This is a genomic window from Alishewanella sp. HL-SH06 (genome assembly GCF_052656265.1).
The window spans coordinates 1,545,677-1,563,265 of the sequence record NZ_CP199752.1 but is presented as its reverse complement, the minus strand read 5'-3'; the positions used below and the strand labels follow the sequence as shown (position 1 = coordinate 1,563,265).

The following is a 17,589-nucleotide window of genomic DNA, read 5'->3' as shown; positions in this document are numbered from 1 at the left end:
AACAGACTATAGGGTCAGGTCTAATGTGATGACTCGCCTCACATCCCAGACTATAGGGTCAGGTCTTGCTTTTTGCCTTTTCTAGCTTCGGGGGCAGATACCAAGCCCCTTAACGTTTTCGCCGTTGGCGAGATACTTTCTTTTGCGTCGCCAAAAGAAAGTATCCAAAGAAAATGCGACCCCACTTCCGCTCGAAAGCCCCACTGCTCATGCGTTATCCAAGGCGAAAACGTAACTCGCGCTATGCTTCGTCGCCGCACTCAAACACCCGTTTTCTTAAAACCTTGGCCAACGATGATCAGTCGGCTCGCTCTAAGGGGAATAAAAGCCAAAGCAGTATTCGCTTAGTTGAATGCACTCTCTTTTGCCCCAAAGCTTTTGGTCATGATTTCAGCAACTTAGCCTAAGCGGCTAGTTAGTATTTCACCTGCGGTGAGATACTTTCTTTTGCATCGCCAAAAGAAAGTATCCAAAGAAAATGCGACCCCACTTCCGCTCGAAAGCCCCACTGCTCATGCGTTGCCCAAGGCGAAAACGTAACTCGCGCTATGCTTCGTCGCCGCACTCAAACACCCGTTTTCTTAAAACCTTGATCAACGATGATCAGTCGGCTCGCTCTAAGGGGAATAAAATCAAAAACATTATGCGCTTATCTGCATATTACGTTTTTTACCTCAACGTTTTTGGTCATCATTTCAGCAACTCAGACTAAGTAGCTAGTCAGTATTTTCACCTACAGTGAGATACTTTTTTTGCATCGCCAAAAAAAAGTTACTAGCAAACGGCGAAAACGTTAGCCAATAGCGTTCTAAACCAGAACAGTGATAGCTTCTAGATATGAAGTTTGCCCCGAGGGAGAGGTTTACGGCGTTTTATAGCAAAGTTGAACGAAGCACTGGTTGGTTTTTACAACAATACGAGGCGGTAAGTGCGCAGTACACTTTGTTGGGGACGTCTTTTGCAGGGATGCAGAAGAGGAGCGTACACGGATGTATTCACAGCGTGCCCCAACAAAGTTGTTCGGAGAACTTACCGACGTTTGTTTAAAACTTAACAATTGCCATGCGCAACGGCCGCCATTTGCTAGACATTTTCTTAACCGGCTTCAAAGGTCACCTCCCTTTGCCCTTTCAGCCTGCGCAGCCTCCCTGCTGCTGTTACGAAAACGCTAGCCAACAGCGCCGTTAACTCCACACAACCACTAGCGAAGTTTAATTAGCCGGCGCTGCCACTTGCAAATCGAGCCGATACTCTGCAAAGCCAACATTGTCGCTCGACAGCTTCGTCATTGGCCAATAATTATTCGCCTGAATAAACTGCTGTGCAGCGGCTGAATCTCGGGTTTTAAAGCGTAAATCTAATTGCACCGCGCTTTTCAATGGCAACAAACGCCAATTATGATCCGCCTGTGGATTCACCGCACTAAGATAACGGTCGCTGGCAGCATCATACTGCGATTGCTGCTCAATATAAGCGACCAAGGCCTCGCGATTGGTATCAGGTAATTCCAGCACCACCTTATCACTGCCGGTACCCGCAAACATGCCGGTGTAGGCTCGATAGTTATTGGTGGCAACAATAAAACTTTTGGCCGCAAATTCGGCATCCCGATACACTTTGCCACTGGCGTCGGTGTAACGTAAATCGACAATGCGGTTTGCCGATGCATTCACTAATTCACAGCGCTGATTAAATTTGCTCGGTTGGCTAACATCAATTTGGTAATAGATGCCATCAATCACATCAAAATTATAGGATGAATGCGCCAAGTTAATCAGCGTTTGTGGCGCCGTTGAGGTGAGATCAATCTGTAAAAACTGATTAGCCGAGCACTCTAACCAGTCTTTTAACTCAGCACCGTTTAATTTTACTGCGACAACAGTATTCGGATACAAATACAAATCGGCAGCATTACGAAAACTTAACGGCCCTTGGCTGACTTGAATATATTGCTCAGCATCGTTAGGGCTTGCCAGCTTACCACCCGCTTTAAACGGCGCGGCAGCTGACAAGAGCGGGATATCTTGCAATTCCGGCGGCAATAGCTCGGCCACTCGCGCTCGTTGTGCATCAGCAACCAATTGCACAGTAGGATCATCCTGAATTTGTGCTAAAAAGCTGTACATATCGGCAGAGGCCATACCAATACTCCGCTGCATAAAGGCTATAGTGCCTTTATGCGCCTCAGCAACAGCGGCAACAATAGCAGCATCAGCCTCCACATTCGGCTGCTGAGTAGCATTGTCAAACACCGCTAAAGTTTGCGCCTGAGCAGAGACCACTTGCCACTTACCGGCGTTTTGCTGCAAGGTCAAATCGACCAGACCTAAATGATCCCCCCAGCGCCCTGGCATCACAGCCGGAATACCGTTGAGCAGGCCCTGCGTGATATCCGCGCTAGGTAGATGTTGAAATTGCGCTGCGGGAAACACCGCATGGCTGTGGCCAAACAACACCGTAGCAATGCCAGGTACCTGTGTTAAGGCATACACCATATTTTCAGCCATCGGATCAACCTCTGCGCCCGTATGACCTAAACCCGAGTGAGCAATCGCAATAATCACATCGGCACCGGCTGCTTGCATTTCGGGCACCATGCGCTTTGCGGTGTCAATAATACTGTCTACCCGCAACTGGCCATGTAAGTGTTGTTTATCCCATGACATGATTTGCGGCGGCACAAAGCCAATATAGCCAATAGTGATTTGCTGCGGTTGCCCTTGTGTATCAATAACGTGTTTTTGCTGCAAAATATAAGGGGGATATAAATGATCGCCCTGCTTTACACCTGGGCGGCATTGCGTTGTCGCGCAATAAATATTGGCACTGGTATACGGGAAATTAGCCCCCGCCAGCGTTTGATATAAAAACGGTAAGCCAAAGTTAAACTCGTGATTGCCCAGGGTAGCAACATCATAATTTAGGGTATTTAGCGCCAGCATGATCGGGTGGATCTCGCCTTCAGCCAAGCCGCGCTGGGCAATATAATCTCCTAATGGGCTGCCTTGGATCAGATCGCCATTATCCACCAACACACTGTTTTGTACTTGCGCCCGCGCCGCTTTAATTAAACTGGCGGTGCGCGCCAAACCCAAACTCGGATCGGTTTGACCGCTGTAATAATTAAAATCCAGCATGTTGGCATGTAAATCGGAGGTTTCTAAAACGCGCAATTTAACTTGTACCGGTTGCTCGTTAGGCGGCGAGCAAGCAAATAAACCTGTTAAAAGCGTCAGCAAGAGCATATAACTGCGAGGTTGTGGCATAAGAAGGAGGTCCTAAATTTTCACAAAAGTGCGCCAGTATCTAAAACGAAACTCGCGCATTAGCTGATTCGATAGTTACTTTACCACCCGTACGCGTTCAAGCACCGCTGAAGTATCTTTTAACCCCACCGTGGTAGCGCCACCGATCACGTAAATCGCGTTATCTAAGGTCACGGCACCTAAACCATGCCGTGGTATCGGCATGGCAGGCAGTGCTTGCCAAGTATTACTCTCGGGCTGATAAGCCCAAGCTTCGCTATACACACCGCCGCCGTCCGTAAAGTACTCACCACCAAATACCCATATTTGCTGATCAATCACAGCTGCTGCTAGGCCACCTTGCGCCTGGGGTAACGGGGCTAACATTTGCCATTTACCGCTTAGCGGATCAAAACGTTGCAACAGCGCTAAATTACTGCCCCCTACTTGCCGACCACCAACGACATAAAATTGTTCAGCCAAATTAACGGCAGCAGCGCTATTAAACGCCTGTGAAAGTGACGGTGCGGCTTGCACGCTCAAAGTGACAGGGTCAAAGATCCAGTGCCAATTCACATCGGCTTGATTGCGCCACTGCGCATTTTCTAGAGCAATCGGTGAACGACCTGAAGCAAAATGCACTTTATTAGCGATCACCACGGCTGTGGTTTCGGTTAACGGCTTTGGCAGTTGCCCTACGTTTTGCCAACGCTTTGCCGCTTCATCTAAACGCAAAATATCTGCACTAGCACTCCAACGGCCATCATTCGCCTCTACAAAACCACCGAACAGGAATAACTGCTGTTGCACCGACACCAAATAAGCATGATGCCGCGGTGCAGGTAACTCTGCTGCTAATGACCAGCTATCGGTGGCAGGATCGTACACTTGCACCAATGCGGTCATTTGCTGCACGCTCATATCCAGACTATCGCTAAGCCCCCCAGCAACGTAGATTTTGCCGTTATGTGCTGCAGGATAAATTTCTTGCACCGCAAGCGGCATATCAGCTAAACGTTGCCACTGCGTCGTGGCAACGCTATTACAGGAATAGAGCAGAAAAAATAATATGATAATGCGCATTAAGGTCACTCCAGCAGCAATTAAACAGTAAGTGGGCTCATACCAAGCCGTGGTGTATTTGCTCACACAGTACATTGGCTTGGTATCAGTAAATGGCGGTTTAATTAGAGGTGGTCAGCTTGTTGCTTAAGATAATCACCACTATCCAGTAATCGGTTCATTAATTGATTATTCCAATCTTGCACAATAATTTGGGCACGGAACAACTGATAAAACTCGTATATGCTCACTAACATGATCAGCACGATACCGGTCAACCAAACACTGGTAAACAATAACGCGACACCCAGCGCAAAGCTTAAGATATTCAGCAGACCATGCCGCCATTGCTGCAGATAGAAGTGATGCAAACCCGCTACAAAAAACCAGTTCAGAGCAGCGTAGGTATCGGGATCTTTCAGTTGGTCTTTTACTAACTGATAAAAGGCTTGGCGCTGAGCATCGGGCAAGGCCGCTGTGCGCAAACGTAGCGCCTCTTCCTGAGCATCCACCTCAGTTTGCTTTAGCATCAAAAGTCTCCGGTACCGGCTCAATACATTTACAAAAACTATCATGTTGGCTACAACGGCGGATCCGATGCCAGCCCAATAACACACCTCGGCGCACGCCATAGCGCTCAATTGCAATATAGGTATAAGCAGAACAGGTGGGTTCAAAATTGCAGTCAACCGCAAACCAGCGCTGACCGCCGCCGGTTCGCCGATAATAGGCGATTAACTTTAACAGCAACGGCTTGAGCATTTAACGCCCTAAGGTAACGATCATCGCTTCACGGCTCCAAAACAGCCAAAAGCGTTTTTGCTCAATCACCTGAAAAACCACCTGCCAACCTTGTGCCGCCTGCGCGTTTAACTCGGCTTCTACTTTTTTTAAAGGTAAACCCGATGCGCCCAAAAAGATGGTGCCACAGCCGCCTTCGGCTATATGTAAAACTTTGTATTCCCGATATGCTGTTGCCATGACGAATTCCTTGATAAGTAGAATAGAAGCGGCTAGGCGCACTACCGCTAATTAGGTTTTAACTTATTACGATATTATCAGTTGCTGTATTAGAAGCAACCACAGTGGCAGAGTCAAACATCCCAACACTGTCGACTGTGCAATTAAGGTCGCCACACTTTGTCGATCCGCACCAAATACCGAGGCCAACACATGTGCAGCCGCAGCCGTTGGTAAAGCAGCAAATAACACCAGCACCGCACTGGGCGCAGCCGCCAAACCTAAGTATTGGCTGGCAAGCAACATAACAGCGGGTAAAATCAGTAGTTTAATGCTGTTTAGTGCTAACTGAAAACGGGTAATTTGTGCCAAAGCCCGCCAGTTGATTGCCGCACCAATCGATAACAAAGCCAGCGGGATCGCCGCCTGCGCCAGCTTGCTTAACGCAAGCCATAACGGTTCAGGTAAACGAACATTTAATAACGAAAAGCTGATACCCGCGAGGCTGGCAATTAAAAAAGGATTGGTCACTAACTGGCGAAGTATATGCCCTTTCGTTAGCTGTTGGCCGCGTGATAACGCCGCTACGGCTAAGATATTGGCTAAGGGCACTGCTAACCCTATCGCAATTGACATCAAACCGCGATAGTCCTGCGGAAACACTTGCACCAATGCGAGCGCCACCGCGGCGTTAAAACGCCAAGCGGTTTGCCACATCCCCGCAAAATCAAGAAAACGCGCTGGCCCCCAACACCGCACCATAGCTCCTAAGGCACAAGCTATTAAAATAACCGACCACACCCCCGTACCCATGATCGCCAAATCGGTCCAGGCCGGTGCACTTCGTAAGGTACTGACAAAAATCAACGCCGGGAATAGCAGATAATAATTTAGTGTATCAATGCCTTGCCAGGTTGCACTGGGTAAAGCACGACGTAAACCCATGCCGCCGAGTAATAACAGTAAATCAGGTAACAGCGGAAGATAAAAAGGCGGCATGCTACAACTCCAAAACAGGCTAGCTAACTGATAACTGATAAGTGTTCACTGAGCCGATGAGTATACCTTTTTGCCTTAGGCGTGACAGCCATTGCTCCTCGATATTTAACATGCCTTAAATGGCCTTGATAACCTTACGAAAACAGCCTATTTCACGCGTTTGATTTGCCTTTTAGCCCAAGTTAAACAGCCGCAGCGCGGACAAAATAAAAAGCCCTGAGTTAAACAACACAGGGCCTTAAGGTATGACGATTTAACGAAGTAGCTTCGCAGACTTAACGATCCAACTCCATGACTTTGTTCCATGCCGCCACGAAATCGTTAACGAATTTCTGCTTAGAGGTTTCAAAGGCATAAACCTCAGCCACCGCACGCAGCTCTGAATTTGACCCAAAAATCAGATCCACTGACGTTGCCGTCCATTTTTGTGCGCCTGATTTGCGATCAAAGCCCTCGTAAACGCCATCGGTAGCCGACTTTTTCCACACGGTGGACATGTCTAACAAGTTAACAAAGAAGTCGTTATTTAATGTGCCAGGTTGAGTGGTTAACACACCGTGTTTACTGCCACTGTGGTTAGCATCGAGTGCCCGTAAGCCGCCTACTAGCACCGTCATTTCCGGTACGCTCAGATCTAACTGATCGGCTTTATCCACTAACATTTCCGTTGGTGAGCGGTAGCTGTTTTTGCTGTCAAAGTAGTTTCTAAAACCATCTGCCGTTAACTCTAACAAGCTAAACGAATTGACGTCGGTTTGTGCCTGAGTGGCATCGCCACGACCCGGTGTAAAAGGCACATTAACAGTATAACCGGCATCTTTTGCCGCTTTTTCAATTGCCGCAGCACCGCCTAACACGATTAAATCTGATAACGACACTTGACGTCTGTTAGAGCGCGCATTAAAGGTTTTTTGCACTTCGGTTAACGCCGCTAACACCTTGGCGGTTTCAGCGGGGTTATTCACCGCCCAATCTTTTTGCGGTGCTAACGCAATACGCGCACCATTTGCGCCGCCTCGCATATCAGATTGACGGTAACTGGCTGCAGAAGCCCAAGCCACGCGCACTAACTCAGGCACGCTTAAACCCGTTTCTAAAATCTTGGCTTTAAGATCTTTAACGGCTTTGGCATCAATGGTCGATTTAGTTTTTTCATCAATCGGATCTTGCCACACCAAAATATCTTGCGGCACGTCTTTACCCAAGAAGTTACGTGGTGGTCCCATGTCGCGGTGCGTTAACTTGTACCAAGCCTTAGCAAAGGCTAAACGATACTCTTCAGGATCCGCTAAGAAGCGCTCCGCAATTTTGCGATATTCTGGATCCACTTTTAACGCCATATCCGCAGTCGTCATGACTGGTGCATTAAATTTGCCCGGTATATGCGCATCAGGCACCGCGGTATGCAGTGACTCGTCTGTTGGGATCCATTGAATGGCACCGGCGGGGCTACGCGTTTGCTTCCATTCAAAATTCAATAAGTTACTTAAATAGAGTGACGTCCAACGCGTTGGTGCTTGTGTCCAGGCGCCTTCTAAACCACTGGTGACGGTATCTTCAGAGTGACCTTTACCGCATTTGTTTTTCCAGCCTAAACCTTGCTCTTCAATACCGGCTGCAGCAGGCTCTGCGCCTACACAATCCGCGGGTTTATGCGCACCGTGCATCTTGCCGAAAGTGTGACCACCGGCAATCAACGCCAAGGTTTCTTCGTCATTCATGGCCATGCGTTCAAACGCGACCCGAATGTTTTTCGCTGAGCCCATAGGATCCGGCACGCCTTTTGGCCCTTCTGGATTGACATAAATTAAGCCCATGTGGGTGGCACCTAACGGCCGTTGTAATTTACCATCGCGATCTTCACGATCACTGGCTAACATTTCGACTTCTGGCCCCCAATACACCATATCCGGTTCCCAGTCGTCCGCTCGGCCACCAGCAAAGCCGTAGGTTTTAAAACCCATATTTTCTAGCGCAACGTTACCCGCCAGTACCATTAAATCAGACCATGATAACGACTCACCGTATTTTTGTTTAATGGGCCATAACAAACGACGAGCCTTGTCCAAATTGCCATTATCAGGCCAGCTATTTAACGGGTCAAAGCGTTGCTGACCACCACCGGCGCCACCACGGCCATCAAGGGTGCGATACGTACCCGCGCTGTGCCAGGTCATCCGAATAAAAAACGGGCCATAGTTGCCGAAGTCGGCAGGCCACCAATCTTGAGAAGTGGTGAGCAGTTTATCGATATCTTGTTTAACTTTATCCAGATCCAGTTTGTTAAAAGCATCGGCGTAACTAAAGTTGGCGCCATAGGGATTTGAACGCGCATCATGATCGCGCAGTGCAGACAGATCCAGTTGATCCGGCCACCAGAATTGATTATTTTTCGCTTGGCCTTCTTTTGCCATACCTGTGCCCATAGCGCCTTTGGGCTTAGTCATTTCGGCCTTGCCATGATTGTCACTTAAGGCACTGCCAGACAACAACAACATACTCATGGCTATCGCCACAGCGGTTTTATTAAAACGTTGTTTTTTCATTATAAGGTTCCTTTGCGTTTACGTTTCTACACCTGTAGTAAAAACGGTATTTCACTCTAAAGATTGCAGCGCAGACGTGTGAGCTACAAATTGGTTTACCCATGCCGGCATGTCTGTTTGGCTTTGCTGTCTTGGCTTGGATAACAACGCACTTAAAGAGTATAGCAATTAGCTAATAGATTAGAGTGAATTAAAACGATTACCCTAATCGACTAATATGATGAAAGCAAAAATGCGATGGGTGAAATGGCCGTGATGCAGCGATTTAGCTGATGTGAACAGTTTGAGGATCTTAGCAGACATAAAAAAATCGCTGATAGCTTAAGCCGACCAGCGATTCTTCAGTAAGTTAAGCCAAAAAGATTAGCCCAACAAGAAAGGATGATTAATTAACGACTGGCGGCAAAGCCATCCGCTTGAATTGATACCCGAGTCACTTCGCCCAGCGTTTGCGCAAAAGATACTAGCTCATCTGCTTTACCCACTAACACAAACTGCAACTGTTGCTGTGGGAAATATTGCTGAATCAACCGCTGTGTATCCGCTAAGGTCAGGCTATCCACTTTTTGCTCAAAGTCGTTAATGTAGCCTTTATCTAGCTGATACAAATGCATGCTACCGAGTAAATTCGCTAACTGGCTATTCGTTTCATAATCTGGTGGAAACTGGCCTTTCACATAAGCTTTAGCCGAGTCTAAGGTTGCTTGGTCGATGCCCTGCTGCCACAGTTTACTGTAGGTTTTCAGCGCTAATTCAATGGTTTGTTGACTGGTTTCGCTGCGGGTAAAGGTACTGATCTGAAAAGCACCACCGCGGCTTAACGCACTAAAACCTGAACGCGCGCCATAGGTTAGCCCGCTGTTAACGCGCAGCTCATCATTTAACCATGAGGTAAAACGGCCACCTAAAATGGTATTGATCACTTCTAAGCCAACAAAATCAGGGTTGTTTTGACTTACCCCGACACCACCGAACATCAATGTGGTCTCTGTCGCATCGGCTTTATCCACTAACAACACCCGCGCTTGGCTGGGCTTACTGACCTCAGCTAATGCTGGTTTTACTGCACTTTGCCCTTGCCAGTCAGCAAAACGCGCTGTTAGTTGCGCCGTTAATTCGCTCACTTGAAAATCACCGGTGACCACTATGGCAATATTATCGGGTTGATAATAACGCTGATAAAACTCAGTAACCACTTTTAAATCCAGCGAAGCCAAGGATCGCTCGCTGCCACTTCTGGCTTTGGCATAAGGATGGTTGCCATAGAGCAGTGCATCAAAATAACTGCCAATCACATTACGCGGGCTTTCTTTGGCTTGTTGCTGTTGTGCCACTAACCGTGCATGTAATTTGCTAAATTCTGTCGCATCAAACGTCGGCTGCCTTAGCACCGCCGCTAAAATATCCAGCATGCTGTCGGTATCTTTTTGCATAAAGTTCATGCTGAGGTAGCTGGCTTCTTTACCAGCCACGCTATTTAAACTGGCACCAATAAAATCAGTGGCTTGCTCTAGCTGTTGCTTGTTTTTATCGCCAGCACCTAACAGCAGGCTTTGTGCGGTTAAATAGGCTTCGCCACCGCGCTGATCCAGCACAGCACCGGCGCTAATGACCGCCTGCACACTTAATAAGGGCACTTCATGTTGCGGCATTAAATACAGCGTTAAGCCATTGGGCAGCACCACTTGCTGATAATCCGGTAACGTAAATGCCGATACCGACGGTGCGTTATCGCTAGCATTTGACGCAGGGGCAGGTATTACGGGTGCAGTCAGGCTGCAACCACTGAGCGCCAGACTCGTAGCCAGCACAAGACATACCGCTAGCTTATTTTTGATAAGGTGTTTCATTGATCGGTCTCCTCGTTAGCGGCCAAAATGCCAACGGTGCGGTTTGCCCGAGTTAAATAGCGTGCGGCCACCCGTTGAATATCGGCGGCACTGACTTGATTAAACAGCTCGGCTGTTTGATATAACTTGCGGTAATCACCAAAATACAATTGGTAAGTACCAATGTTATCGGCTTTACCATTAATGGTTTGCATCTCGCGATAAAAATTCATCAGCTGAATATTTTTAGCCTTTTCTAGCTCATTCGCGGTTACGCCGTTTTGGGCCAACGCGCTTAGCGCCTGCAATAACGCTTGTTCTAAGGTGCTTGCCGCAACCCCGGGGCGAGCCACGGCATAGATATAAAATAAATTGGGATCAAACGATAAAGGCACATTAGTAAACACGTTAGTGGCAAGTTGTTGCTCGACGAGGGCTTGATGCAAACGCGAGCTATTGCCGCTGCTGAGAATAGTGCTAAGTAGCTCTAATGCATAGTAATCAGCATCGGAGGTCGCAGGTACATGATAGCCCAGCATAATATTTGCTGAGGTGGCAGAAGCTTTAGTCACAAACACCCTGCGCTCACCCGTTTGCTCTGGCTCAACGGTTTTGACCGCGCGCGGTGCCGGTTGCGCGGGGATCGGCGCAAAATATTGCTCGGCTAAGCGTTTTACTTCCGCAAGGGTCACGGCACCGGCAATCACCACTACCGCGTTGTTCGGTGCATAATAAGTTTTATGATACTGCTCTAGATCCTTGATGTCCCAAGATTGAATATCTGACTCATGCCCGATCACCGACCAACTATAAGGATGTGCTTGAAAGGCCACGCCTTTTAATGCTTCGCTTAAGGTGCGGTAATTGGAGTTTTCCAGGCCGGTGCTGCGCTCGGAGATCACCACACCGGTTTCACTGGCTACCATGTCTGGATCAATATCTAAATCGGCAATGCGATCCGCTTCTAAATCAAAGATCGTTTCCAGTGCGGTGTTCGGAAACCAATTGGTATACACGGTTAAGTTTTCTGTGGTGTAGGCGTTATTCGCACCACCTGCCGCTTCCATTACCTGGTCAAACATTTTCGGGCCGTATTTTTTTGAACCGTTAAACATCATGTGCTCAAAAAAATGTGAAATGCCGGTAATACCGGGTGCTTCGTTGCGAGAGCCGACTTTCCAAAATAAATACATATTAGCATTCGGGATCGAGTGATCTTCTAGCACTAAAATTTGCATACCGTTTTCAAGGGTAAATTGCTGAACTTGCCCCGCGGTATTCGCCAGTGCCGGCAAAGCGGTAATGCTCGCCAGCCCCAGCCAACACGCCCAGCGTCTGGCGGTGGAAAAAAATGTCATAACAGCTCCTTAACGATTACCTGTGCGGTAAATGAGTGCAACACGATATACTTGCTGGCATAGGCTGTAAAGCAAGGCTCAGCCTTAACACCGCGCTTATGGTTTACATTACAGATTATTTTAATAACAAATCGTCACTGATCGGGATAAAACGGCTCGCTGCATTCACTAAGGCTTGCGCGGTGAGGCTTGGCACGCCATACACTTCGACTTCGGTGTGATATTTGTCAATTAGCCGCTGTGCTAATAGCGCAAAATCGCCATCGCCCGAGAGTAAAATCAGTGTGTCACTACTGGCACCGTATTCAATCGCATCTAGCGTAATACCCACATCCCAATCGCCCTTTGCACTGCCATCGGCGCGTTGTATAAAAGGCTTTAATTTCACTTCAAAACCGATAGCCCGCAGAATATTTTGAAATTGTCGCTGCTTTTCATCGCCACGTTCAATGGCATAGGCAATCGCTTTGACTACGGTGCGATTAGCCGTAGCCAGGCGCCAGAAGGCGTTGTAATCAAAGTTACGCTGATAGGCTTCTCGGCTGGTGTAGTAGATGTTTTGCACATCGACCAGAATGGTCACACTGCTCATTGAAATACTCGTTAAAGAGAAAAAGCCACGCTAACTGGCAATGTAGCGTGGCGCAAGCTTTTTAATGGCACGCTGCGGCTAATGCCGATATCACTGAGGCAGACAACCGCCGGAGTGCTGACGCCTGTTCAGCCCGGTTTCACAACAAAGTCCCGTGCTCCTAACTCTTTTGCTAAAGCACGTAAGGCACTTTGCTGTTTTACCGGTTCATAGGCAAAACAACTGACATACAATCCCGCGTCACTGGCGGTGTGAATAAACTGGCAAACCTCACTAAAGCCATGCTGTTTTGGCTGGACAAGCTGCTGATAAGCGGGCGGATTGGTGGCAGGTAAAAAAATCTCGATGCGCTCAACTTCAAGATCGACTAATTGCTGACAAAGCGCTACAGCCTTGTCTGCCGCGACCAAACCATAGCTCACCAGGGTGATCGGTACGCCATGGCGTTGCCGTTTAAAATCCGGTATCACCTGTTTTAATAAATCGAGCTGTAATAACGGATCACCAATACCCGCTATTGCCATACCCTGCAGCTCAAACTCGGTAGAGGCTTGCTGCTCATAACCGGCAACATACGCCTGCTCTGCAGCATCAAGCAGTTGCTCAGCCGTTGGCGCAGCAGTCAGTTGCATTAATAAGGTTGGGTTATCGCCAAATGTTAATAACGACTGTGCTGCTGGGAGTTCACTGCCACATTGCAGGGTTAAACGTTGATCATCAAAATATCGAAAAGGGCTGGCACTCATGGTGTCTCCTGCTGATAGCTGAATTTAAAACAACAGCATGACTAAATGCCGTTACCACAGCAAGGCAATGCTGCATAGCGAATAAAAGCGTGCATGACAAAAGGTAGGGTATCGTGCTAAAAGCTAGCTATCAAATGTCATTTTGGGTGAACAATCCCGTAACCTTATCGCCAATTGGAGTGCTCTGTGAACGCATTTACATCCTTAGCCTTAATAATCTTTAGTTTAGTGCTGTTGCCTGTTCAGGCAGCAAGTAAGCACGATAGTGGTCTGACGTATCAGCCAGAACAACAAATCTTGCCAACGCTACCGGCACTGGAGCAAAAAGCCGTAGCAGAAAACAAATTGTTATTAGTTGCGCTAGGGGCAAGTTGGTGTCATGACAGCGTAGCACTACTAGAGCACTTTGCCGAGCCGACCTTTGCTGCTGCCTTAGCCGAGCGATTTGAACTGGTGCTGGTTGATGTTGCCTATCTAGAATTCGGCCAAGCGACCACCACGCGCTATCAGCTGCCCCTTTATTACGGCACGCCGACGGTGATGATTATTGACCCCAGTAATCGTCAGCTGTTAAATAAACCTGACTTAATGCAGTGGACCAATGCCGCGTCTTTTGATGAAGAGGCCTACCAGCAGTATTTTTTAACCACCCACTTTAAACAACAATTTGCCGCAACACAGCAACCTGCGCTAACTGAAGCCGCACAGCAGCACATTCGTGATTTTGAAGAGCAGCAAGCCGCCACTTTAGCCATGGGTTATCAGCACTTGAGCCCGTTGTTAGCGGCCTATGAGACCGATCCGCAGGCCGATCGCACTGAGTTTATGGCCGTATGGGATGAAGTAAAACGTTTTCGTGGCAGTATTATTGCCGATGTGCAAGCGCTACAGCAAGCGGCGATGCTTGATGCGCACTCGCCTTTAAAGATACCAAGCTATAACGAATTTAGTTTTCTAAAACCGGCCGACGCGGACAAAGAGAAGACAAATTAATAAAAAGCGTACACTAATGCTGATCAGTTAGTGTTCAGCATGACGCGGTTTGCTCACATCAACACGCCATGAATCATCCCTGAGGCTCGATTATAAACTTCATCCTTGAAGTTCACCCTTTCGGGCCAGCAGAGCTGTTCAAATTCGTTCCCTACGAATTTGTTCGGCCATCCATGGCCTTCAACGGTTGATTTAGAGCAAACAGGTCATGCTTAACTGATTTGGATTACAGCCTACATTGTGTTTTTTGCAATCACGTTGTGCCGCGCTATTGCGCAACAATCACTGGCACTAACACTTCATTGCGTCGCATAAACCAAGGCATTAATGGAGGGTTGTAACGAGCCCAAGACGGCTCACCCGCTACTTGGTATCCCTTGTCGTTGATCCACTGCATCAGTTTTTCTTTGTGGCGCAAATACCCTTTCTCACTCCAAAAACCAGAATAAGTGATAGCGGCCATGCGTTGTGCTGGCACTTGCCGAATTTTGACTAAAGGATCACGCGGCTCTGGAATGGTATCAAGCGTAAATTCAGCTGGCATCATAAAACTGACTAACCAACGCCCGGCTTGCTGTTGCTGGCCGACCGGTGTGGTCATATCAATTTTTTGCCCTTCTGCGGCTTGACCAACCGGTGTCGTCATCGCAATGTCTTGCCGAGCGGCATTATTACCCGAAATGTATTTAAACAAACGCTGAAAAGCCGCATTACCCGCCTCATCAAACTCGGCCGCAACGGCGGTTTCTGCCACGATATGCGGCTCGTACAAACGCAGCTCAAAATCGCGCTCAGACACTTCAACCGCATATTTTGCCTCTTCGATAGCCAACGCTTTAGCCGCGAAAAGCGACAACAGTAATAACAGAGTTGTTCTTAATAATGTCATGTTAAATATCCTTAGGTTGAATACGCATTAACTGGGAAACGTAAACGCTGCATGCGGTTGTTAGGGCTATCAACGCGCTTAAGCCACAATACGATCAATCTCACGGCGGTTTTATTTATTAAATACCAGAGGGGTTACTCAGTATCATGGCATCGGCATAACAACGCTTGATGAAACAATACTTTTACTGAAGGATAACAGGCAGTCTAAACAGTGTGATGATTGCAGCAGGCGCTGCTGCAACGCCCTACTGCAGCAGATAGTTAGATAAATGCAGTAGGGCTAACACCGCACCCTACTGCAATTTTTTAAGCTAAGGCTTATTCTACCATTACGGTGCGCACAGCCGGTTTATCCGTAAACGGTTTGATACCTAATTTGGGATAAACTTCACTTGGATAATAAAACACGCCGCCGCGAGATACCAAGCTGATTGTTTTCACCGCTTTAAAATCGACGGTGGGATCATTCGGCACTAAGAAGAAGTCGGCTAATTTGCCCGCTTCAATACTGCCAAGCTCAGTATGCCCCATATATTTGGCCATATCGTAACTGGCTAATTTCAGCAGTTCAGCTGGGCTAAAGCCAAGCTGTTGATACAGTTCCAATTCACGGTGCAGCGTAAAAGCACCGCCTAAATCAGTACCGGGCACAATAAAGATGCCTTTTTCGCGCATCATGGTTAATGTTTTAACAATTTGCTCGTAAGCACCGCGATAAGCCGCATCTTGTTCCGGGCTTGTCACCTGTACCATCGACACCTTGGCACTACGCTGCACACCCGGTGGCATGTTATCAATATAATCTAATACCGCACGCTGTGTTTCACCGTTGCGCGATAACAACAAACGCTCATGAATAGCTAACGTGGGCTCCATCGCAACGTTATTATCACGCATTAGTTGCAAGGTATACTGTACCGGTTCACTGTTTAAATCCAGCGCGGGTAAGCGGTCTAAGGCCGTTAAGCGCAGCAAGGTGCGCGTATCTTCATCTGGCTGCAACACCCAACCGAGCATCACTTGGTTGATATGCGTTAGCTCATGATAACCGGCTTTGATCATGGCATTGGCATTAGAAAACGCGGGTACATGACCTGACACACGCATACCGCGCGCTTTGGCAAGTTCGGCCATTGCCGGTACCCACTCACCTTTCATACTGTTATAAATTTTGATACCTGGAAAACCGTTATCGGCATAGGTTTGCACTGCGGCTAAAGCCTGTGCTTCGGTTTCAACTAAAATACCGTTGTTATTGTTGGTGGGGCTTTTACCTTCAATCATGCCATAGCGGGAAATGCGCGGCCCAGCCAAAATACCCGCATCAATTTTACCGATTAACTCACCCAGTACCTCTAACGAGTTACCCATGTCACGAATGGACGTTACACCCGCTAATACATTCATCAAGCCATCATCATCGCCAACATGGCCATGCATATCATATAGACCCGGTAACAAGCTGCCACCATTACCGGTAATTTCGGTTTCACCCGGTTGTGTGGCTTCCTCTAACGGGGCAATGCGCTCAATGCGACCATCTTTAACCAATACCGATACCGGCTCAGATAAGGCCAGTTGCTCCGGTTGAAATACCCGCACATTACGAATACGCACGACGCCATCGTAACGATGGGCAAATTCTGCCTGAATGGCTTCAAAGCGTTGAGTAGAATAGTTGGCAGAACGTTGGCGCAGCTGTGCTTCTTCTGCTTCAAAACCTTCACGGATCACAATAAAACGCGGGTTAATAAAGGCAAAAAAGCGCAGTTGCTCATCGAGCACTAAATAATCGGGATCTAAATCTGCACCCGATAAGGCATAAGTGCTTACTGTTAATTCGCTGCCGTTATTATCAACAACCAGGCTTTCCAGCTTTTCTATTGATAATTGCCCTGCAGGTAACGCCGGTAACATTTTGGCTGGGGTATCTAATAACGCCTTGGCCATAATATAGGCACTATATGGGCTGCTATTTTGTGGCACATACAAGGCCATACCCGGCACCGTTTTTTGATCAGCACCGGTGGCATCTTGCCAACTAACTTGCTCGGCAGAGCGCTGCATCTGCTCGCTGATACTATTACCAAAGGTGGTATTACCATTAATTTGCCATGCCGTGGGTAACCCCTGCGCATCTAAACTGAGGATCTCTTTTGAGGCAGGGCCGCGACCATTGCTTTTATAATCATAATCAATACTGATCTGACTACCGGCAGTCATAACATGCAAATGCCCAACACGGTTGCCATTTAACATCACCGTAAAATGTTCTTCGCTGGGTGTTTCGCTAGTCGAGGTTGGCGCCGGTTTGGAGCAGCCAAACAGCATGCCCAACATGACACCACATAACAATAATCGCATTTCA

14 protein-coding genes are annotated in these 17,589 nt (G+C 47.8%); 1 reads left to right on the top strand and 13 read right to left on the bottom strand.

All coding sequences use genetic code 11. The annotated features are described in order from the left end of the window. Nucleotides 1-1,211: 1,211 nt before the first annotated feature. From ACUJFK_RS07275 to ACUJFK_RS07225, 11 genes are all read right to left on the bottom strand, one after another. Complete coding sequence (locus tag ACUJFK_RS07275) at nt 1,212-3,266, bottom strand: bifunctional 2',3'-cyclic-nucleotide 2'-phosphodiesterase/3'-nucleotidase (RefSeq protein ID WP_445426495.1); 2,055 nt, start codon at nt 3,264-3,266, stop codon at nt 1,212-1,214. A gap of 75 nt (nt 3,267-3,341) precedes the next feature. Next, nucleotides 3,342-4,328, bottom strand: coding sequence for a Kelch repeat-containing protein (locus ACUJFK_RS07270; protein ID WP_445426494.1), 987 nt, complete (start codon nt 4,326-4,328; stop codon nt 3,342-3,344). A 104-nt stretch (nt 4,329-4,432) separates the two neighbouring features. Further along, the gene (locus ACUJFK_RS07265) at nt 4,433-4,837 is read right to left on the bottom strand and encodes a TM2 domain-containing protein (RefSeq protein WP_445426493.1); all 405 of its coding nucleotides are present in this window, start codon (nt 4,835-4,837) and stop codon (nt 4,433-4,435) included. Beyond that, nucleotides 4,821-5,069 carry a membrane protein insertion efficiency factor YidD gene (yidD, locus tag ACUJFK_RS07260; protein ID WP_445426492.1) on the bottom strand — a complete coding sequence of 83 codons (249 nt, stop codon included), beginning with the start codon at nt 5,067-5,069 and terminating at the stop codon, nt 4,821-4,823. The genes ACUJFK_RS07265 and yidD overlap by 17 nt, the downstream gene beginning before the upstream one ends. Further along, nucleotides 5,070-5,288 carry a DUF4177 domain-containing protein gene (locus ACUJFK_RS07255; protein WP_229585076.1) on the bottom strand — a complete coding sequence of 73 codons (219 nt, stop codon included), beginning with the start codon at nt 5,286-5,288 and terminating at the stop codon, nt 5,070-5,072. A 66-nt stretch (nt 5,289-5,354) separates the two neighbouring features. Further along, complete coding sequence (locus ACUJFK_RS07250) at nt 5,355-6,266, bottom strand: AEC family transporter (RefSeq protein WP_445426491.1); 912 nt, start codon at nt 6,264-6,266, stop codon at nt 5,355-5,357. A 275-nt stretch (nt 6,267-6,541) separates the two neighbouring features. Then, the gene (katG, locus tag ACUJFK_RS07245; protein WP_445426490.1) at nt 6,542-8,812 is read right to left on the bottom strand and encodes a catalase/peroxidase HPI; all 2,271 of its coding nucleotides are present in this window, start codon (nt 8,810-8,812) and stop codon (nt 6,542-6,544) included. 389 nt (nt 8,813-9,201) lie between these two features. Next, on the bottom strand, nt 9,202-10,662 hold the full coding sequence (locus ACUJFK_RS07240) for a M16 family metallopeptidase (protein WP_445426489.1): 1,461 nt from the start codon (nt 10,660-10,662) through the stop codon (nt 9,202-9,204). Continuing rightward, a complete protein-coding gene (locus tag ACUJFK_RS07235; RefSeq protein WP_226750780.1) occupies nt 10,659-11,999 on the bottom strand; it encodes a M16 family metallopeptidase in 1,341 nt (446 codons plus the stop codon). The genes ACUJFK_RS07240 and ACUJFK_RS07235 overlap by 4 nt, the downstream gene beginning before the upstream one ends. A 115-nt stretch (nt 12,000-12,114) precedes the next feature. Next, nucleotides 12,115-12,591: a LabA-like NYN domain-containing protein gene (locus tag ACUJFK_RS07230; RefSeq protein ID WP_226750779.1), complete on the bottom strand. Its 477-nt coding sequence runs from the start codon at nt 12,589-12,591 to the stop codon at nt 12,115-12,117. 128 nt (nt 12,592-12,719) lie between these two features. After that, a complete protein-coding gene (locus ACUJFK_RS07225) occupies nt 12,720-13,337 on the bottom strand; it encodes a hydrolase TatD (protein WP_445426488.1) in 618 nt (205 codons plus the stop codon). Between the two features lie 186 nt (nt 13,338-13,523). On the opposite strand from ACUJFK_RS07225, the gene ACUJFK_RS07220 reads away from it, so the two are divergent. Further along, on the top strand, nt 13,524-14,330 hold the full coding sequence (locus tag ACUJFK_RS07220) for a thioredoxin family protein (protein ID WP_445426487.1): 807 nt from the start codon (nt 13,524-13,526) through the stop codon (nt 14,328-14,330). Nucleotides 14,331-14,598: 268 nt separating this feature from the next. Here the strand turns inward: ACUJFK_RS07220 and ACUJFK_RS07215 are convergent, their stop codons facing one another. Then, nucleotides 14,599-15,219 (bottom strand): SOUL family heme-binding protein, encoded by a 621-nt coding sequence (locus tag ACUJFK_RS07215; RefSeq protein WP_445426486.1) that lies wholly within the window; start codon nt 15,217-15,219, stop codon nt 14,599-14,601. A gap of 320 nt (nt 15,220-15,539) precedes the next feature. Then, on the bottom strand, nt 15,540-17,585 hold the full coding sequence (locus tag ACUJFK_RS07210) for an amidohydrolase family protein (RefSeq protein WP_445426485.1): 2,046 nt from the start codon (nt 17,583-17,585) through the stop codon (nt 15,540-15,542). Between the last annotated feature and the right edge of the window lie 4 nt (nt 17,586-17,589).